Source organism: Chryseobacterium sp. PET-29, from assembly GCF_025736815.1.
GTDB classification, from domain to species: Bacteria; Bacteroidota; Bacteroidia; order Flavobacteriales; family Weeksellaceae; genus Chryseobacterium; species Chryseobacterium nepalense.
The window spans coordinates 1,244,621-1,266,626 of sequence record NZ_CP107053.1 but is presented as its reverse complement, the minus strand read 5'-3'; the positions used below and the strand labels follow the sequence as shown (position 1 = coordinate 1,266,626).

Below are 22,006 nucleotides of genomic sequence, written 5' to 3'. Positions count from 1 at the left end.
TTATGATTAAAATAATATCTTACGTATCACTACTATTATGCCTGTTGAGCGGAATTTCAGTTTTTGCCCAGGTTGCAGAGGCTATCAGTCCCGATGGGAAACTGAAGCTGAATGTCTTTTCAGAAAACGGAAAAGCTCTGTACAATATATCGTATCAGGAAAAAGTTATGCTGGAGAAATCTCCGCTGGGTTTAATCACCAATGAATCTGATTTATCTCAAAATTTAAAATTCACCGACAGTAAAAAAGATCAGGTTTCAAAAACGTATACCAACGAAAAAAATAAAAAATCACAGGTCGATTATAAAGCCAATACATTAACAGTTAATTTCACCAATGCAGATCAGTTCAGCATCAGTATTGAATTTCAGGTAAGCAATAATAATATCGCATTCCGATATCATCTTTTACCGATGAAAGACCGCCTGAGCGCAGTTGTACAATCAGAAATTACCGGTTACCGGTTTCCCGTTCAGACCACTACCTTTCTTTCTCCCATAATGAAACCGATGACCGGGTTTGCCCGTACGGCGCCAAGCTATGAAAGCGGGTATAAAGCGGATGCGGAACTCGGAGCCAAAGCTGATTACGGATATGTTTTCCCGGGATTATTTCACCTCGGAAATAACGGCTGGATATTGCTTTCGGAAACAGGTGTGAACAGTTTATACTGTGCCTCTCATCTGGAAACGACTTCTGAAAAGAGTCTGTATAAAGTTGCTTATCCCAATATGGCTGAAAACAACGGATTCGGAAGTACGGGGGCAGCCATTTCCCTGCCCGGATCAACACCATGGAGAACCATTACCGTTGGTGCATCTTTACAACCGATTGTAGAAACTACGGTTCCGTTTGATGTAGTGAAACCGATGTATGAATCCTCCCGGAAATATCAGTTCGGAAAATCTACCTGGAGCTGGATTCTTTGGCAGGATAACAGTATGAATTATGATGATCAGGTGAAATTCATTGATCTCGCTGCTGCATTAAACTTCCAATATATCCTTATGGATGCGCTTTGGGACAAAAACATCGGCAAAGACCGGATGAAGGAACTCATTCAGTATGCAAAATCCAAAAATGTTGGGGTTATGCTTTGGTACAATTCCAATGGCGCAGCCAATGATGCACCAATGGGACCGAGAAATAAAATGAGTTCCTCCGTTGAACGCAAAAAAGAAATGAAATGGCTGAAGGAAGTTGGCGTAAAAGGATTAAAAGTCGATTTCTTCGGCGGCGATAAGCAGGAAACCATGCGTCTTTATGAAGATATTCTTTCGGATGCGAATGATTTTGGTTTAACGATTATTTTCCACGGAACCACCTTACCGAGAGGCTGGGAAGTCATGTACCCGAATTATGCCGGAAGCGAAGCCGTTTTAGCATCCGAAATGCTGTATTTTTCTGAAGATGTGCGTAAACAGGAAGCTTTTTTCGCTTCGTTACATCCGTTTATCAGAAACACGGTCGGAAGCATGGAATTTGGGGGGACTTTCCTCAACAAGTTTTTAACAAAATCCAATAAGGATAAAAATAAAAGATATACCACAGACGGTTTTCAGCTGGCAACAGCAGTATTATTCCAGAATCCTGTTCAGATGTTCGCCGTAATGCCGAATAACCTGACGGATGCCCCGAAATTCCAGCTGGATTTTATGAAAGACATTCCTACTCTTTGGGACGAAACGGTTTTCATAGATGGGTATCCCGGAAAATATGCTGTGATAGGGAGACGACATCAGGATCAATGGTATATTGCCGGAATAAATGCAGAAAAAACGGGTAAGAAATTAAAGATCAGACTTCCGATGTTCGCAGGAAAAACAGGGAAATTAATCAATGATGATGCTCAGGGAAATTCTTCCGAAAAAGAAGTCAAAGTTAATAAAAACGGTGATTTCACGATAGAAATCCAGCCTAATGGAGGTTTTGTGCTGAGAAATTAGATTAAAAATTTGGGCAGCTTTATCCGCCTTCCGCTCCCGCTTTTTTGCCTACGCTTCGCTGCGGCAAAAAGAGCTCCGCTCAAGTCGGGCTGCAAAAAATTCGCTGCAATCAAAGAATCCGCAGGATTCAATATCAATAGCCGTAGGTAAAACCTATGGATAAAAGAATAAGATATTACATTCAACCTCATAGGTTTCAAAAGCCTATGAGGTTTAGCAAAAAGAAAATAAAAAATATGAAGCATATAAAATTCTATATTCTGGTCATGCTATTCGGATTCTGCCTGCACATCAAAGCAGCACAGCCGTTCATCACCACGGAAAAAAATTCTGAAACCATTGTTTTAAAAGAGAAAAATTCAGGATTTTCGATTTTTACCAATCCGGGAATCGACAAAGGAATTCTCAGGGCTGTTAAAAGCCTGCAATCCGATTTCCAAAAAGTGTCCGGAGCCGAGCCGAATTTGCTGAATCAGCTTTCCGCACAGCAATCGCCTTTGATTATTATTGGGACAGCAGGAACAAAATCGATAATTGATGATTTAATCAGGCAAAAAAAAATTGACGGAAAATTATTAACAGGAAAAAAAGAAAAATACATTATCCAAAATGTAAGCAATCCATATCCGGGAATTTCCGAAGCCATCGTAATTGCCGGAAGCGACAAGCGCGGAACGATTTACGGAATTTACGAAATGTCCCGGCAGATCGGGGTTTCGCCTTGGTATTACTGGGCAGATGTTCCGGTTGAGGTAAAAGAAAATATCTATTTTAAAAAAGGAATCTACACCGATGGAGAGCCGGCTGTGGAATACCGCGGGATTTTCCTAAATGATGAAGAACCTTCACTCGGAGGCTGGGCGAGAGCTACTTTTGGCGGGTTCAATTCCAAATTTTATGAGAAAGTTTTTGAACTGATCCTGCGTTTAAAAGGCAATTACATCTGGCCTGCCATGTGGGGAAAAGCATTTTATGACGATGATGTGTTGAACGGACCGCTGGCAAATGAAATGGGAATTATTATGGGAACTTCACACCACGAACCGATGGCTTTGGCACAAACCGACTGGCATCGGTATATCAAAAAAAATAATCTTCCAAACGTGTGGGATTATAATAAAAACAGTGAAGTTTTACGGAAATTCTGGAAATCGGGGATTGAAAGAAGCAACCACTGGGAAAGACTTGTAACGGTGGGAATGCGTGGCGACGGCGATGAAGCCATGGGAGAGGGAACGAATATTACTCTGCTGGAAAAAATCGTAAAAGATCAGCGGAAAATTATTACAGATGTTACCGGGAAAAAAGCGGAAAAAACACCACAGGTGTGGGCATTATACAAAGAAGTGCAGGATTATTACGATAAAGGAATGCGAGTTCCGGATGATGTCATCCTTTTATTCTGTGATGACAACTGGGGCAATGTGAGAAAGCTTCCGGACCTTTCGAAACCTCTGCATAAAGGCGGTTACGGAATGTATTATCACTTTGATTATGTGGGAGGGCCTAGAAATTCAAAATGGATCAATATCAGTCCCATCCAGCGGGTTTGGGAGCAGATGAATCTTTCTTATGAACATAAAGTAGATAAGCTCTGGGTCGTAAATGTAGGAGATTTGAAACCCATGGAATTCCCGATCAGTTTTTTCATGGAAATGGCCTGGAATCCGAAACAGTTTAATTCAAAAAACCTTTTGGAATATACCGAAAATTGGTCTGCACAACAGTTCGGCGAAAAATATGCTAAGGAAATTGCAAGGATGATCAACCTGTATGCAAAATACAACCGCAGAGTAACGCCGGAAACACTGGACAGCAAAACCTACAGCCTGGAAAATTATTATGAATTTGAAAGGGTTCTGAATGAGTACAGAGCTTTGGCAATCGATGCTTTACGATTAAAAGAAAAAATTCCCGCAGAATATCAGGATGCTTATTACCAGCTGGTTTTGTACCCGATTGATGCCTGCAGCAATTTGTATGAAATGTACTATGCTGTTGCCAAAAACAGGCAACTGGCCGCAAAATATGATTTGCAGGCAAATTATTATGCAGACAGGGTAAAAGAATGTTTTGAAAGAAATGCTTATCTGGATCGTAAATACAATACTGAGATTGCCGGCGGAAAATGGCAGCATATGATGGATCAGATGCGTATTGGTTACAAATCATGGAATGATAGCAAAGAAAACATCATGCCTGAAGTAACATATGTTTATGACGATAATGCTTCAAAAGAAAAAGTCTTTCAGGAGAAGAATGGCTACATTTCGATGGAAGCCGAAAATTTTTCAGGATTGAATAATTCAGACCGGATCCATTGGGAAGTGATTCCTGATTTCGGAAAAACCAAATCTGGAGTAACAACTTTTCCTCAAAATGCTTACCCAAAAGCTGATGAAAATATATATCTTGAATATGATATTAACTTTGAATCCAAAGGGGAATTTGAGGTTCAGTTATTACTGGCTCCGACATTGAATTTTAATCATAATAAAGGGTTGCGTTACGAAATTTCTTTCGACGGACAGGCTCCGCAGGTGGTTAATTTCAACGGTCATTATAAAGGAGAACTGGGAAGATGGCAGTCAGAACATATTATTAAATCAGCTACAAAACATCTTATTTCACAGCCCGGAAAGCATAGATTACGATTCCGTGTTCTGGAACCGGGAATTGTTCTGGAAAAGATCATGATCAATACCGGAGGTTTAAAACCTTCCTATCTGGGTGCACCCGAAAGCGAAATCCTTCAATGAAATTTCAAAAAATAGTAACCACTATCAAATATGCCTATGAAATAATTATCTCTAATCTCAATTTCATTTAAATATTGTTTTATCAAAATGAAAAGATAACAGCAAAAGACCTGATATCACTTTATTTATAATGGTTGCCTGAATTATTTCAGGAGATTTTTCTTGGCGGTTTTTTAATCAGACTGTCTTGAAGGGGATTCTTTGCCCAAAACTTTATACCTGAACATCACAAAATTAAAACTAAAACATTATGAAAAAACTAGTCAGCCTTTTTACTATTCATGCGCTGTGCATGCTTTTTAGCAGCTTGTGTTACGGACAGCTTACCACTGTTAAGATCGATAAAAATATTACCTACCAGAATATAAAAGGTTTTGGTGGATTTGTCTGCAGCCCTCAGTTTGCGTATAATCATATGTCAACATCTGAAATTCAAACACTTTGGGGATCGGGAAGTACAGCGGGATATAACATTATGCGATTATATATTCCTGAAGACAGCAATAACTGGAATGTGGTATTACCTACTGCACAGCTTGCAAAATCAATGGGTTTAACCATTTTCGCAAGTCCGTGGACGATGCCCGCAGCATGGAAAACCAACAATCACGTAAATGCAGTGTATACCGATGCAAACGGCGTACAACAAATTGGTTATTTAAAACCGGAAAACTATCAGGATTATGCTTTATATCTCAATAGTTTCGTAACTTATCTTCAGTCTAACGGTGTGGATCTGGACTATATTTCCATTCAGAATGAACCTGATGAAATGGCACAATACCAGGGATGCATCTGGACTCCGACGCAAATTGCGACTTTCGTAAAAGATTACGGTCATCTCATCAACTGTAAGGTGATTGCTCCGGAAAGTGTAGGTTTTACTGATAATTTTGCCAACGCTATGCTGAATACCGCTACAATAGCTAATTTTGAAGTGTACGGTGGACATCAGTACGGATTGATGCAGTCTGCTTACAAGCAATTTCAGAATTATAATAAAGAAATATGGCAGACGGAATATCTCATCAACTGGAATTCAGGAAGTCAGACGCCGCGCGATTTTAACTGGAATCTGGATGCTTTCAACTTCGCTTCAAGTATCAATAATTCGATGCTGGGGAATATCAATGCCTGGATTCATTACGCTTCCAAAAGATATTACGGACTGATGGGAGACGGTACCAACGGAACTGCGGCAGGAGTAATAACGAAAAGAGGATATATTCTTTCTCACTTTGCCAAATATACAACCGGAAAAACGCGTATTGCAGCAACCTGGGGAGACAGTACGGGTGCGCTTCAGGGATCTTCCTACATTTCTTCAGACGGGAATCAGGTGGTTTTAATGGTCATTAATCCCTCATCAAACACTTATAATCTTAAAGTGGATCTGCCTTTTTATACGACTTCAGGAACAAAAATATTAACGAATTCTTCGTCTGATATGCTTACAACTCCGGTTTCATTCAGTACCCAGACTTTCCGGCCGGGAGTGGAAATAACACCGTCCAGCGTAATGACTTTCGTTTTTAACAAAAGCGCCGACAGGCCTGTTTCTTCAATGACAGGAGGAAATATTCGTTACAACAAAATAGAAACGCAGACAGCAACAAATTCAGCTTTCGGAACAGCATTTAACATCAGCAACACAACCGTTACTTTCTCCAATCCAAGCCCTTTGTTCAGTAACAATATGACCGCTTCCAATGGTTATCTTCAGCTGAATGACCGGTTTAATAAACTGATATTGCATGTTAACAGTTATACAACGGCAGGGCAGAGCTATTCGGATAATACGACTTTATACTACATTAACAGTCAGGGAATGGCCAAATCCTATAATTATGGAAGAATTAATTTTCCTTCGGGCGGAAACTTTGATATCACTTTAGATATTTCAAGACAGGTTCTTACGGACGGATGCAAAGGCATTTTAGGACTTAGAAATTCAAACTACAGTTCTGTACTTACGCTGAATTTGGGAGATGTTTATTTTAATGTGGGAAATGAAATTGCATCAAAGTTTAACGGCACGTATTCGGACAGCGACAGCAATATGATGGATGCGCTGGAAAACGGATATTATACATCTTTGGATTTCAGAACAGTTTCAGGAATCACCGCCACCAACTGGCAGCCTTTAAGCGTTAATTCAAACAATATATTTTATGTGAATTCAAATGTAAATTCTACCGCTAACAATGTCATTTCGGGGACAAATTGTTCAAACCTTGTTCTCTCAGATTCAGGAAAAGATTTTCAGGTACCATTTAATTTCACAGCAGGAGCAGCTTCCTACAGCAGGGTATTTAATGGTTATGATATACTGTTGCTGCCTTTCGAAGCCAATATTCCTTCCGGAGTGAATGTATATCTGATATCACCCGGAATAACGGCCATTTCCTGCACTCCGGTTTCTAACGGAATTATTCCTGCCAATACTCCAGTGCTTGTAAACGCTACAGGAAACGTTACATTTACCGGTACGGGAAATGTCTCTACCCCGAAAGCAATCACTGTCAGCCAGATGAATGGTGTTTATCATACAATTAAAGTTCCTGCCAATGCTTATGTTTTAAAAACAGAAAACGGACTAACAGGATTTTATAAAGTTGCAGCAGGCAGCGAACCGATGATTAATCCTTTCAGAGCTTACGTGAGTGAAGAAAATACATATGCTGCCAATATTCTTCCGTTAAATTTCTCAGTGCTTTTGGCAAAAGAGACAGAATTAAATCAGTCTAAAATATATCCTAATCCTGCAAAAACAGAAATCTTTATAGAACTGAGATCCAGTAATTCGACGGCTTCTATTTATGACTCAAAAGGAAGTTTGATAAAATCAGGTCTGAAAATGACTTCAGGTAAAAACAGGATTGATGTTTCAACACTTACTTCAGGAGTTTATTTTATTGAATTATCTGATGAAAACAATAAGGTCTTAACGCATAAATTTATAAGGCAGTAAGCTCTATATCAATTAATTTTATCCCATAGGCTGTCTCATTTCTGAAACAGCCTATTGCTTTAAAGGTGAAAACATACATTACAAATCAGTTAATAGATTTTTTATTTAAAATTCGATTGGTTAGCAATCTTAAGTTCTAATTTTTGTCAAATGGCAAATAAGCGTCAGTTAACAATTTGTAATTTTATAAAATGGAAAAATTTATTGATTATATCCTGCAATTTGATAATCTGAACAGTCAACAGCTGGATTTTATAAAAAGTAAAGCCCGTGAAATCGAACTCCATAAAGATGAGTTTTTCTGGGAAGCCGGAAAAACAGTTAAACAGATTGGGTTCCTTACAGATGGTATCATTAGGGTTTTTTATTACAACAATAAAGGCGAAGAAATTACGCGATATTTCATTGACGAAAAACATTTGATTTTGTCAGGAAATACAATTGACGAAATTTATATGCCTTCAGAATATTTGTCGGCCATTACAGACTGCAAGCTGGTTGTTTTTTCAAGACAGGACTGGAAAGAAATCTCCCAGACAATAATAAATTGGGACCATATTATTCAGAAAATAATTACCAAACATCACAGTGAGAAGATCGTTCGGAGAAGTGAATTGGTCTCACAGGATGGAACTGAACGCTATCTTGATTTTATTCAGAAATTTCCAACCTTGGTCAACCGTGTTCCTTTATCATACATCGCTTCTTATCTTGGGATTACCCAGTCTTCATTGAGCAGAATAAGAAAAAATATCCGTTAAAGTCACTTTTTTGCCAAATGACAAATCCATTCATTTTTCTTTGAACCAACTTTGATGTGTTAAATTTTAAATCAAAAAATAATGAATACACGAAAATTAGGCAAGAGCGGATTAGAAGTCTCAGAATTGGGTTTTGGCTGTATGGGATTAAGTTTCCCAAATGCACCGGCAAAGGATGAAAGCATACAACTGATTCGTTCGGCAGTTGAAAACGGAATCACTTTTTTCGACACGGCTCAGGGTTATGGCGAAAACGAGATTTTAGTTGGCGAAGCACTCAAACCGTTAAGAAATGAAGTTGTCATTGCAACAAAGTTTGGTTTTAAAGATGGTAATGTGAAATTCGGTTTAGACAGTCGCCCGGAAACCATAAAAGCAGTTGCAGAAGCTTCTTTGAAAAGATTGAGAACCGATGTCATTGATTTGTTTTATCAGCATAGACCCGATCCGGATGTTCCGATTGAAGACGTTGCAGGAACCGTAAAAGATTTGATACAGCAAGGAAAAGTAAAACATTTCGGATTGTCGGAAGCCAATGCAGAAACCATTCGTAAAGCAAATTCTGTTCTGTGCGTCACGGCTTTGCAAAGCGAGTATTCGATGTTTTATCGTGAACCTGAAAAAGAAATCATTCCTGTATTGGAAGAGTTAGGAATTGGTTTTGTCCCTTTCAGCCCTTTAGGCAAAGGCTTTCTGACGGGAACAATCAACGCTGATGTTGAATTAGCTAAAGAGGATACCCGAAATATGCTGCCACGTTTCAGTAGAGAAAACAGAGAAGCCAATCAAGCTTTGGTGGATTTGGTTGTATCGATTGCGACAGGCAAAAACGCAACACCTGCACAAATTGCATTAAGTTGGTTGCTTGCTCAAAAATCTTTTATTGTCCCAATTCCGGGAACATCAAAATTACATCGCTTACAGGAGAATATTAGTGCAACAGGCATCTCACTTTCAAATGAAGAATTGAAAGAAATAAATTCTACTTTGGCAACTATTAAAATTGTGGGCGAAAGATATCCTGCATATATGCGGGATTCTGCAGAAAGGAAATAGAAGATTTTAAATTTTATCGAAATTACATTTGTAATAAATTAAAAACCCATCGATTCTGTTGGGTTTCTTTTTTATGTATGCTGATGGCGATGAAATGAACTAATTTCAATAAATTAAGTGTGAATATTACATTTATTTAAAATAGAATCTTATATTTGTTTTTCTTATCAAATTATTAATGATAATCTAAATGGGTTATGATTTAACAAAAAGAATTAAAAAAAATTCCATGAAAAAGATTCTGTTAAATATATCAATCTTCATCTGCGCTGTCTCATCTGCACAGAATTTCAAATATCCTTTTCAAAACCCCAAACTTCCGGTCGATCAGAGAATCGAAAATCTTCTCGGATTACTAACAGTGGAAGAAAAAATCGGGATGATGATGGACAATTCCAAAGCAGTTCCCAGATTGGATATCCCCGGTTACGGCTGGTGGAATGAAGCGCTTCACGGCGTAGCAAGAGCAGGAACGGCTACCGTTTTTCCACAGGCAATCGGAATGGCGGCAACCTGGGATGTTCCGGAACATCTCAAAACTTTTGAAATGATTTCCGATGAAGCCCGTGCCAAATACAATAAGTCTTTCGATGAATCCCAGAAAACAGGCCGTTACGAAGGTCTTACTTTCTGGACGCCGAACATCAATATTTTCCGTGATCCGAGATGGGGAAGAGGCCAGGAAACCTATGGTGAAGATCCGTATCTGACTTCCGTTTTAGGCGTTGCTGCGGTGAAAGGCTTACAGGGAAATGATCCTAAATATTTCAAGACCCACGCCTGCGCCAAACACTTCGCAGTTCACAGTGGCCCGGAATGGAACCGACATTCTTACAACGCCGAAGTTTCCAAACGAGATTTGTACGAAACCTATCTTCCGGCTTTCAAAGCATTGGTGTTGGAAGGAAATGTGAGAGAAGTGATGTGCGCTTATAACGCTTTTGACGGACAGCCGTGTTGCGACAATAATACATTATTGACAGAAATTCTCCGCGGAAAATGGAACTACGATGGAATGGTCGTTTCAGATTGCTGGGCGTTGGCAGATTTCTATCAGAAACAATACCACGGAACACATCCTGACGAAAAAAGTACCGCTGCAGATGCCTTGAAACATTCGACAGATTTAGAATGTGGTGACACGTATAATAATTTAAATAAATCTTTAGCGAGCGGATTAATCACCGAAAAAGACCTCGATATTTCGATGAGAAGAATTCTGAAAGGTTGGTTTGAGTTGGGAATGCTTGACCCAAAATCTTCCGTTCACTGGAACTCAATTCCATATTCTGTTGTGGATTCTGAAGAACATAAAAAGCAGGCGTTGAAAATGGCACAAAAATCAATTGTGCTGATGAAAAATGAGAATAATGTTTTGCCTTTAAATAAAAACATCAAAAAAATCGCTGTTGTCGGTCCAAATGCTAATGACGGACTGATGCAGCTGGGAAATTACAACGGAACACCTTCTTCAATTGTTACTATTTTGGATGGAATTAAAGCCAAATTTCCAAACGCTGAAATCATTTATGAAAAGGGAACCGAAGTGGTCGATCCATCATCCAGAACTTCGCTTTACCAAAACTTTTTAAGCCAAAAAAAAGGCGAAAAAGGAATGAAGGTAACTTTTTTTAATAATAATGAATTCAAGGGAGAACCGGCTAACATTTCAATTAATAAAGGAGGAATCAACTACAACAGTTTCGGCGGAACCCAGCTTGCCCCGAATGTGGGAAGGGAAAATACTTCGGCGATTATTTCCGGTATTTTCAAAAGCCCTTACACTGGTGATGTTATTCTTTCACCTTCAACATCTGATGTTTACATACTTTTCGTTGACGGAAAAGAAATTGCCACGAGAAAAGGTCCCGATGCCAGACATCCTTCAGAATTTCCTGTGAAAATGGAAAAAGGCAAAGAATATCAGATCGAGTTACGCCACACCCAAAAAGGAAAATATGTGAGCATCACTTTCGATGTTTACAGAAAAGACCCTGTAAATTTTGCTGCGGTTAGGGAAAAAGTGAAAGATGCAGATGTTATCGTTTTCGCAGGCGGACTTTCTCCAAGTCTGGAAGGCGAAGAAATGATGGTAAATGCAGAAGGTTTCAAAGGCGGTGATAAAACTTCCATTGATCTTCCGAAAGTTCAGCGTGAATTGCTCGCTGAATTAAGAAAAACCGGAAAGCCTGTCGTTTTCGTGCTTTGTACGGGAAGTTCATTGGGATTAGAACAAGACGAAAAATATTATGATGCATTACTGAACGCATGGTATGGCGGACAATCCAGCGGAACTGCAGTTGCGGACGTTTTGGCAGGAGATTACAATCCGTCCGGAAAATTGCCAATCACATTCTACAAAAATCTGGAACAGCTCGACAATAATTTGTCTAAAACCAGCAAACATCAGGGCTTTGAGAATTACGATATGCAGGGAAGAACTTACCGTTATATGACCGAAAAACCTTTGTACGCTTTCGGACACGGGTTGAGCTATTCAAAATTTAATTATGGTGATGCTAAATTGAGTAAAAATACCATCAATACGAATGAAAATTTAAACATTACAATTCCTGTTAAGAATATTTCAAAGGTAGATGGAGAAGAAGTGATTGAAGTGTATGTGAAAAGAAATAATGATGCTTCAGCTCCTGTAAAGACTTTGAGAGCTTTCGAAAGATTCTTGATTAAAGCTGGTGAAACCAAGAATGTTCAGCTTACTATTTCTCAGGATTCATTTAAATTTTATGATGAAAAGGTAGATGATCTGGCTCCAAAAGCAGGAAATTATACGATTTTCTACGGCGGAACTTCTGATGAGTCAGGTTTGAAAAATCTAAAATTACAAGTTAAATAATTTTTGATGAAAAAATAATCGTGGAATTATATTCTGAAATTAATTACTTGAAATCAAAAAAGCGCACTTCCGCTCCGTAGGAGCGCCATCTGTGTAGAAATTATGATTTAAGGTCAAGCGGAACTCCATAGGAGTTCTATCTAAGTCCTCCAAAATAAAATTAGTAAATGAAAACAAAATCCAAAATATTCGCCACCGCATTTTCTTTAAGCGTCGCCTTCTTTTCAGCGCAAAACGGAAATGCCAAAAAGCATTTTCTCGATTTAGATGGATCTTCCACCAATATCAAAATCCAACCAACGATGTACGGAATTTTCTTTGAAGACATCAACTTTGCGGCAGATGGTGGCTTGTATGCGGAATTAATCAAAAATCGCAGTTTTGAATTCGACGAACCGTTGACAGGATGGAAACAGCCCAACACAAAGACATTGTCTCCTAATTTAGATTCCGGCTTTCTGACGATAATCACCGATAAATCCAAAACCAATAAAAACTACGCAAGATTCACGGTTTGGAATGATAAAAATTATTCGCTTGAGAACGAAGGGTTCAGGGGAATTGGCTTGCATCAAGGTGAGAAATACGATTTAAGCTTTAATCTCGAAAATGTTTCAGGAAATATTTCTGCGGTCAACGCAAGCCTGATTGATGAAAATGGAAAAGTAATTTCTTCAGTTTCTACCATCATAAAAGGTGGAGGCTGGCAAAAATATAATACTGTTTTCACACCTTCCAAAACCGTTGAAAAAGCAAAACTCCATATCACTTTTACCGGGAAAGGCATCGTAAATATGGATATGATTTCACTGTTTCCGCAAGACACATGGAAAGGAAGAAAAGGCGGGATGAGAAAAGATTTAGTTCAGAAATTATATGATTTGCAGCCGGGATTTTTACGTTTTCCGGGTGGATGTATTGTGGAAGGCAGGACATTGGCGGAACGCTACCAGTGGAAAAAAACGATTGGTAAAGTAGAAGACCGCGAAAATCTCATCAACAAATGGAACAATGGATTTGCGCACCGCCTAACGCCGGACTACTGGCAGTCTTTCGGGCTTGGATTTTTTGAATATTTCCAATTGGCGGAGGATTTGGGCGCAGAACCGCTTCCTATTTTAAGCTGCGGAATGGCGTGCCAATTCAATACTGCCGAACTCGTAAAAATGGAAGATTTAGATCCATATGTTCAGGACGCTTTGGATTTGATAGAGTTTGCAAACGGTGATTCCAGTACGAAATGGGGGAAAATTCGTGCTGAAATGGGACATCCGAAACCTTTTAATATGAAATTCATTGGTGTTGGAAATGAGCAGTGGGGGGCAGATTATATAGAACGTTATAAAGTTTTTGAAAAAGCCATTCACACAAAATATCCAGATATCAAAATCATTTCCGGAAGCGGACCGTCACCTGACGGAGAATTTTTCGATTATGGCTGGAAAGAGCTTAAAAAACTCAATGCTCAGATTGTTGACGAACATTACTATAATTCCCCGGAATGGTTTATGGAAAATGCCGGAAGATATGATAAATACGACCGTTCAGGACCAAAAGTTTTCGCTGGTGAATATGCAGCGCAATCCGTTGGTGTTGTAAAACCTGATAACAAAAACAATTGGCTTACCGCACTTTCGGAAGCTGCTTTTATGACCGGACTGGAGCGCAATGCAGATGTTGTGACAATGACTTCTTACGCACCGCTTTTTGCCCACGCAGAAGGATGGCAATGGACGCCGGATTTGATCTGGTTTAATAATTTAAAATCTTACGCAACTCCGAATTATTACGTTCAGAAATTATTTTCAAATAATAAAGGAACTGATTTAATTAAAATATCCGAAAACGGAAAGTCATTGAAAGGGGAGAATAATCTCTATGCATCGGCAGTTCGTGATCTTAAAAAAGGAGAAATAATCATTAAAATAGTCAATTCAAATCCAAAGGAAACTTCGCTTGAAATTAACCCAAAAAACATTAAAATAGGCAGTCAACTCACCAAAATTGTACTGACTTCTACAGGACTTTCCGATGAAAATAATTTCCAGTCAGAAACCATTTCGCCAAAAGAAGAAACGCAGACCATTAAAAGAGGAAAAATTTCTGTTGAAATTCCGGCAAATTCTTTGGTTATTTTGAAAATGAAATAGCTGTGAAATACCATGAATAAAGTAAAATTTAAAATTAAGTGTAAATATTACATTTATTTAAAATAGAATCTTATATTTGTTTTATCTCTTAAACAGAAAACTGAAGAATTCTTTAAGGTAAATTAAAACTTAAAGAAAAATCTTTGCATAATGTAATCCATTGCATCTGTTATTTTAAAAAGAGCTAAAACAAATAATCAAATAAATCACTTTCGTTAATGAAAAAATACATTATCGGCTTAGACTACGGAACAGACTCTGTTCGAGCCGTTTTGATTGATACGGAAAATGGGGCAGAATTGGCGACTTCCGTAAGCTATTACAAAAGATGGAAAGAAGGAAAATTCTGTAAGCCGGAAGAAAATCAATTTCGTCAGCATCCGCTCGACCATATCGAAGGATTGGAAAAAACCATTTCAACCGTTGTAAAAGAAAGTGGCATTACGCCTGAAAATATTGTTAGCATTTGTATTGATACGACAGGTTCGTCACCTCTTCCCGTAAATAAAGAAGGAATTGCATTATCCCTTTTACCTGAATTTTTAGAAAATCCCAATGCAATGATGGTGTTGTGGAAAGACCATACTTCCATCAGTGAAGCTGAAGAAATCAATCATCTGGCGAGAAACTGGGGTGGCGAAGATTACACAAAATTTGAAGGCGGGATCTATTCTTCTGAATGGTTTTGGGCTAAAATTCTTCACATCAACAGAGAAGATGAAACCGTAAAAAATGCGGCATACAGCTGGATGGAACATTGCGATTACCTTACGTTTTTACTTTCCGATAACCAAGATTTAGCAACATTTAAGAGAAGCCGTTGCGCTGCGGGTCACAAAGCCATGTGGCACGAGTCATGGGACGGTCTTCCTTCCAAAGATTTTCTTGGTCAGCTGGATGCTTCGCTGGCAGAACTTCGTGACAGATTATATGATAAAACCTACACTTCTAATGAAGTTGCAGGAAATCTTAATAAAGAGTGGGCAACAAAATTGGGCTTAACAACCAACACGGTAATTGCTGTCGGGACTTTCGACGCACATTCCGGAGCGGTTGGTGCAAAAGTCGAGGAGAATACGCTGATTAGAATTATGGGAACATCAACCTGCGATATTATGGTGGCTCCCAACGAACTTATCGGCGATAAAACCGTGAAAGGGATTTGCGGACAGGTCGATGGTTCAGTGATTCCCGGATTGATGGGATTAGAAGCGGGACAATCTGCATTTGGCGATGTTCTTGCGTGGTATAAAGATATTCTAACTTGGCCGACTCACAATATTCTGATGAATTCCAATGTGATTGATGAAAACCAAAAACAATTGCTGAAAGAAGAAATAGAAAATAATATTATCCGCAATCTCACCTTGGAAGCGGAAAAAATTCCACTTTCAGAAGTTGTTCCGGTGGCCTTGGATTGGATCAACGGACGAAGAACTCCCGATGCCAATCAGGAACTGAAAATGGCGATCAGCAATCTTTCGTTGGGAACAAAAGCACCGCATATTTTCAAAGCATTGGTGAATGCTATTTGTTTTGGAGCCAAGAAAATCGTCGATCGGTTTGAGGATGAAGGCGTTAAAATCAATAAAGTAATAGGAATTGGAGGTGTTGCCAGAAAATCACCGTTCATTATGCAGACGTTGGCTAATGTCCTGAATATGCCGATTGTAGTGGCAGCTTCAGACCAGGCTCCGGCTTTAGGTGCAGCCATTTATGCAGCCGTTGCGGCAGGAATTTATCCGACTGTCCAGGAAGCAAGTCAGAAAATGGGCTCCGATTTCGAAGCAGAGTATTTCCCTCAAACAGAAAAGGTAGAAAAATATGCAGAATTTATGAAGCAATATCAGATCCTGGCAGATTTTACCGAAAATAATATCAAATCAAAGAAAAAGTTGACGGTTGATAGTTTATAGCAATTTTAAAGCTAATAACCATCAACCAAAAAACTAACAACTAAAATAATTATGGCGCTTAATCCGTCTGTAGTTTATCCTTGTCAAAGGACTCCGCTTTTTTGTTCTGCCCAAGCAGGCGCGATTGATTCGTAGGAGAGAACCCGAAGGGTTCAATATAAATAGCCGTAGGTGAAACCTATGAATTTAAAAGACAGATTTTCCAACAAATATGTAAATAAAATGAGCATCTATAAAGAATTAAAAAGAGAATGTTATGAAGCCAATATGCAGCTCGATGCATTGAAGCTGGTCGTTTATACGTTCGGAAATGTAAGCGCGGTTGACCGTGATAAAGGGATTTTTGCCATCAAACCGAGCGGTGTTCCTTACGAATCACTGAAACCGGAAGATATCGTAATTTTGGATTATGATGCCAATGTTGTTGAAGGAAATCTAAGACCGTCTTCCGATACCAAAACCCACGCTTACTTGTATAAAAACTGGGAAGACATTGGTGGAATATCGCATACACACGCTGTTTATTCCGTAGCTTGGGCACAGGCACAATTAGACATCCCGATTTTTGGGACGACCCACGCAGACCATCTGACAACAGATATTCCTTGTGCGCCGCCAATGCGGGATGATTTAATCGAAGGCAATTATGAATACAATACCGGAATTCAGATTCTCGATTGTTTTAAAGAAAAAAACTTGTCTTATGAAGAAGTCGAAATGGTGCTCATCGGAAACCACGGACCGTTCACTTGGGGCAAAAATGCGGAAAAAGCAGTCTACAACAGCAAAGTCCTGGAAACCATCGCGGAAATGGCTTATCTCACAAGACAAATAAACCCAAATGCGCCTCGCTTGAAAGATTCATTAATCAAAAAACATTACGAACGAAAACACGGCAAAAATGCCTATTACGGCCAGTAAGTTGGCTTTTAGCTTTTGGCAATTGTCATCGTTCAATAAAAGACTACGAACCCGAAGGGTTCAACATCAGTAGCCGTAGGTGAAACCTATGGCGAAAATGCACAAATTCTACAGAACCCGAAGGGTTCAACATTAATAGCCGTAGGTGAAACCTATGGAAAAACGAAAAAATAAAAATTAATTATAAATCATCATTTATCAATTATAACTATGTTAACACCTCTCAATACGAAAGAAATCTGGTTCATCACCGGAAGCCAGCATTTGTACGGTCCTGAAACATTAGCACAGGTTGCCGAGCATTCAGCAAAAATCGTGGAAGCGCTCAATGCTTCGTCACAGATTCCTGTAAAAGTTGTTTTAAAACCAACGGTAAAAACGACAGAAGAAATTTTTGAAACACTTACCGCTGCCAATTTTGCAAAAGATTGTATCGGAATTGTAACCTGGATGCACACGTTTTCACCCGCAAAAATGTGGATTCGCGGACTGACCGCTTTGCAAAAACCAATGCTGCATCTTCACACGCAATTCAATCAGGATATTCCGTGGTCTACGATGGATATGGACTTTATGAACCTGAATCAGGCTGCTCACGGCGACAGGGAATTCGGATTTATGGTGAGCCGTCTTCGCAAAAACAGAAAAGTCGTTGTAGGACATTGGGCTGAAGAAAGAGTTCAGAAACAAATCGGAGAATGGAGTAGAGTTGCGGCTGGTTGGGACGATTGGCAAGGAGCGAAGTTTGCCCGTTTTGGTGATAATATGAGATTTGTTGCGGTTACGGATGGCGATAAAGTGGAAGCAGAAACCAAATTCGGATTTTCGGTTAATACTTGGGGAATCGGGGATTTGGTAAGCGTTGTTAATTCGATTGGTGATGGTGAAATCAGAACATTAATTGAAGAATATGAGGCTTCATATAAAATGGCAGAATCTCTTCTTTCCGGAGGTTCAAACAGAAAATCTCTGGAAGTTGCCGCAAGAATCGAATTAGGTTTGGAAAAATTCCTGAAAGACGGAAATTTCAAAGGGTTCTCTGATACTTTCGAAGACCTTCACGGCTTGGAGCAACTCCCTGGAATTGCCGTTCAGAGATTAATGGAAAAAGGATATGGATTTGCCGGTGAAGGCGACTGGAAAACCGCTGCATTAGTTCGTGCAATGAAAACAATGGGCCAAGGTCTTGAAGGTGGAAATGCTTTTATGGAAGATTATACGTATCATTTAAATCCATCAAATCCTTCTGTTTTAGGCTCTCACATGCTGGAGGTAGATCCGGTTTTGGCGGTTGACAAACCTTCTTGTGAAATTCATCCGTTAGGAATTGGTGGAAAAGCAGATCCTGTCCGTTTGGTATTTAATTCAAGAGGAAATATTGATTCTTTAAATGCTGCGTTGATGGATTTTGGAAATCATTTCAGACTGTTAATCAACAAAACAAAAGCATTGGAAATCACCGAAGAATTGCCAAAACTTCCCGTTGCAAGAGTGCTTTGGAAACCACTTCCTGATTTATATACCGCTGCTGAAGCCTGGATATTGGCAGGTGGCGCGCATCATACTTGCTACAGCGAAAATATCAGTGCGGAGCAACTGGAAGATTTTGCTGAGATTGCAGGTATTGAATCGTTGGTAATTGATGAAAACACAAAAATCCGTGATTTCAAGAATACACTTCGCTGGAATGAAATATATTATCGTTAAACTTGCAAAATATTCAGAAAAATGAAAAAAACAGGTAGGAACCTGATAATTCTTTTTGCCGTTTTATGTATTTTCGGCTGTAATAAAAAGGAAAATCAATCAAAAACTCATTCAAAATCCATGGAAAACATACAAGTTTCAGATTACGGAGTAACTTCAAAAGGGGATTCCATTAAAAGATATACACTTACCAATAAAAATGGAATGAAGGTGGAAGTCATCAATTTCGGTGGAATTATAACTTCACTTACCGCTCCCGATAAAAACGGAAAGTATGAAGATGTTGTACTAGGATTTACCAGGTCTGAAGATTATTTTAATGGAAATCCATATTATTTCGGAGCTTTAATTGGCCGTTATGGAAACAGAATTGCCAACGCCCATTTTAATTTGGAAGGAAAAGCTTTTAATATCGATAAAAATGACGGACCGAACAACCTTCACGGCGGGAAGGAAGGATTCCACACCAAATTCTGGAATATTGAGCCTGTAAAAGATCCAAAATTTCCAACATTGAAGCTGACTTATACGAGTGCAGATGGAGAGGAAGGCTTTCCTGGAAAATTAACAACAACGGTTCTTTATACGCTAACAGACGATAACGCTCTGGAAATTTCTTACGAAGCTGAAACAGATAAACCAACAATCGTAAATCTTACACAGCATTCCTATTTTAATCTTTCCGGAAATTTCACAAAAGAAATTACAGACCATGAACTGCAGATTAACGGCGATAAATTCTTACCGGTGAATGAAACATTGATTCCCACAGGTGAACAAAAATCAGTAAAAGGAACTCCATTTGATTTCACGGCTTCAAAACCAATCGGAAAAGATATCAATTCTGATGATGACCAGCTGAAAAAAGGAAAGGGCTACGATCATAACTGGATTCTTAACGGAAGCGGATTAAGAAGCATTGCCAAAGTTTATCATCCGGAATCCGGAAGAGTAATGGAGGTTTTGACCGATGAACCGGGAGTTCAGTTTTATTCCGGGAATTTCCTTGATGGAAAGTTTGATACGAAAACCGGTGGTAAAAATGAATTGAGAACAGGGTTTTGCCTGGAAACACAGCATTTCCCGGATTCACCAAATCAGCCGAGTTTCCCTTCTACAGAGTTGAAGCCGGAACAAAAATACCAGTCGAAAACAATTTATAAATTCTCAGTAAAAAAATAAAGTATGGGGAATTTAGCAACTCTTGATATCATTATATTTTTGGTATATTTTGTAGTCGTTGCAGGCTACGGAATCTGGATCTATAACAGAAAAAAATCTACAGCAACAGGCAGTAAAGATTATTTCCTGGCAGAAGGGTCACTCACGTGGTGGGCAATCGGCGCAAGTTTAATAGCCTCCAATATTTCTGCGGAACAGTTCATCGGAATGTCCGGAGAAGGATTTTTCGTAGGAATTGCAGTGGCAGCTTACGAATGGATTGCTGCAATTGCCTTAATCATCATTGCCGTGTGGTTTATTCCGATTTATCTTAAAAATAAGATCTACACAATGCCACAGTTCCTCGAAACCCGTTACAATAAGTCGGTTTCGTTGATTATGGCGGTATTCTGGCTGTTTTTGTATGTCATTGTAAACCTTACCTCCATTCTTTATCTGGGGGCTCTGGCCATTGATACACTGCTTGGCGGAGGAAGTTTGCATATCATCATGATCGGATTGCTTTTAATGGCTTTACTGATCGGACTTGGCGGGATGAAGGTAATCGGTTACACAGATGTAATTCAGGTAGCCGTTTTAATCATCGGAGGTTTTGCTACGGTGTATATGGCTTTGCAAATTGTTGACCAGAGAATCAACGGCGCGGCGGTAGGAAATGCACTAGCAGGTTTCAACACCCTGATTAATGAAGCACCGCAGCATTTTAAACTTATTCTTGAAAAACCGAAAGCGACTACCACAACGTTGGCTATGCCTGAAAACCTCAATGTTCAGAAATATGTTGTTTTACCAGGATTGGCAATGTATTTTGCAGGACAATGGATTGTAAATTTAAATTATTGGGGGTGCAATCAATACATCACACAAAGAGCTTTAGGAGCTGATCTGAAAACAGCAAGAACCGGGATTTTATTCGCGGGATTCCTGAAATTATTTATGCCGATTATCGTAATGCTTCCTGGAATTGCAGCTTATGTTCTGTATACGAAAGGGCATCTGCCTGGCTTCAATGGAGTGAAAGACGGTGCTTATTCTGCTATTTTAGGATTCTTGCCGGTGGGTCTGAAAGGTCTTGCCGTAGCCGCTCTTACTGCAGCAATTGTAGCGTCGCTGGCTGGAAAAGTGAACAGTATTTCAACGATCTTTACGTTGGATATTTATAAAAAATACCTGAAAGCAGATGCTACGGAAATTGAGATGGTGAGAACCGGAAGATGGGCGATCATTATTGCGATGTTCCTGGCATTGACGTTTACATGGACCGATGTTTTAGGTATTGGCGGAGAAGGTGGGTTTACCTTCATTCAGAAGTATACAGGATTTATCAGTCCCGGAGTTTTTGCCATGTTCCTTTTAGGAATGTTCTGGAAAAGAACAACGGGAACGGCGGCTTTAGTTGGGGTAATCTTAGGATTTGTTCTGGCGATTTTCTTCAACAGTTTTGCAGTGGATATTTTCGGCAAGGAAACATGGCTGTATACCGCTTTCACCTATGAAAAGTTAGAAGGAGGAGTTGTTCACACCATTACGGAAATTCCGTTTCTGATCAACATGGGATGGTCGTTTGTAATTACCATTGCTGTAATGATTCTTATAAGTCTTGCCGGCCCGAAAGTGAATCCGAAAGCTTTTGTTATCGATGCCTCTATGTTCAAGGTAGACAACAGAACGCTGGTTCTGATTGTGGTAACATTACTTTTGCTGACTGCGCTTTATGTAAGGTTTTGGTAAAATTTAAATATTTGAAAATAAGCAGGATATCAGTCTTTGATATCCTGTT

Annotated in this window: 12 protein-coding genes; all 12 read left to right on the top strand. The window is 39.2% G+C overall.

Annotation, left to right across the window (positions count from 1 at the left end; all coding sequences use genetic code 11):
* Positions 1–2: 2 nt before the first annotated feature.
* On the top strand, positions 3–1,946 hold the full coding sequence (locus ODE14_RS05575) for a glycoside hydrolase family 97 protein (protein WP_263603282.1): 1,944 nt from the start codon (positions 3–5) through the stop codon (positions 1,944–1,946).
* 236 nt (positions 1,947–2,182) lie between these two features.
* A complete protein-coding gene (locus ODE14_RS05570) occupies positions 2,183–4,705 on the top strand; it encodes a glycosyl hydrolase 115 family protein (RefSeq protein WP_263603281.1) in 2,523 nt (840 codons plus the stop codon).
* A gap of 250 nt (positions 4,706–4,955) precedes the next feature.
* Positions 4,956–7,676, top strand: coding sequence for a T9SS type A sorting domain-containing protein (locus ODE14_RS05565; protein WP_263603280.1), 2,721 nt, complete (start codon positions 4,956–4,958; stop codon positions 7,674–7,676).
* A 191-nt stretch (positions 7,677–7,867) separates the two neighbouring features.
* Positions 7,868–8,437 (top strand): Crp/Fnr family transcriptional regulator, encoded by a 570-nt coding sequence (locus ODE14_RS05560; protein ID WP_263603279.1) that lies wholly within the window; start codon positions 7,868–7,870, stop codon positions 8,435–8,437.
* A gap of 81 nt (positions 8,438–8,518) precedes the next feature.
* Positions 8,519–9,493, top strand: coding sequence for an aldo/keto reductase (locus ODE14_RS05555; RefSeq protein ID WP_263603278.1), 975 nt, complete (start codon positions 8,519–8,521; stop codon positions 9,491–9,493).
* A gap of 229 nt (positions 9,494–9,722) precedes the next feature.
* A complete protein-coding gene (locus tag ODE14_RS05550; RefSeq protein WP_263603277.1) occupies positions 9,723–12,350 on the top strand; it encodes a glycoside hydrolase family 3 C-terminal domain-containing protein in 2,628 nt (875 codons plus the stop codon).
* Between the two features lie 167 nt (positions 12,351–12,517).
* Entirely contained in the window at positions 12,518–14,500 is a 1,983-nt protein-coding gene (locus ODE14_RS05545) for an alpha-L-arabinofuranosidase C-terminal domain-containing protein (protein WP_263603276.1), read from the top strand.
* Between the two features lie 218 nt (positions 14,501–14,718).
* Positions 14,719–16,416: a ribulokinase gene (locus ODE14_RS05540; protein WP_263603275.1), complete on the top strand. Its 1,698-nt coding sequence runs from the start codon at positions 14,719–14,721 to the stop codon at positions 16,414–16,416.
* A gap of 222 nt (positions 16,417–16,638) precedes the next feature.
* Positions 16,639–17,337 carry an L-ribulose-5-phosphate 4-epimerase gene (locus ODE14_RS05535; protein ID WP_248395004.1) on the top strand — a complete coding sequence of 233 codons (699 nt, stop codon included), beginning with the start codon at positions 16,639–16,641 and terminating at the stop codon, positions 17,335–17,337.
* Positions 17,338–17,547: 210 nt separating this feature from the next.
* On the top strand, positions 17,548–19,044 hold the full coding sequence (gene araA / locus ODE14_RS05530; RefSeq protein WP_263603274.1) for an L-arabinose isomerase: 1,497 nt from the start codon (positions 17,548–17,550) through the stop codon (positions 19,042–19,044).
* Positions 19,045–19,065: 21 nt separating this feature from the next.
* Positions 19,066–20,226 carry an aldose epimerase family protein gene (locus tag ODE14_RS05525; protein WP_412059347.1) on the top strand — a complete coding sequence of 387 codons (1,161 nt, stop codon included), beginning with the start codon at positions 19,066–19,068 and terminating at the stop codon, positions 20,224–20,226.
* A 3-nt stretch (positions 20,227–20,229) separates the two neighbouring features.
* Positions 20,230–21,957: a sodium:solute symporter family transporter gene (locus tag ODE14_RS05520; RefSeq protein ID WP_263603272.1), complete on the top strand. Its 1,728-nt coding sequence runs from the start codon at positions 20,230–20,232 to the stop codon at positions 21,955–21,957.
* The last annotated feature ends 49 nt before the right edge of the window (positions 21,958–22,006 follow it).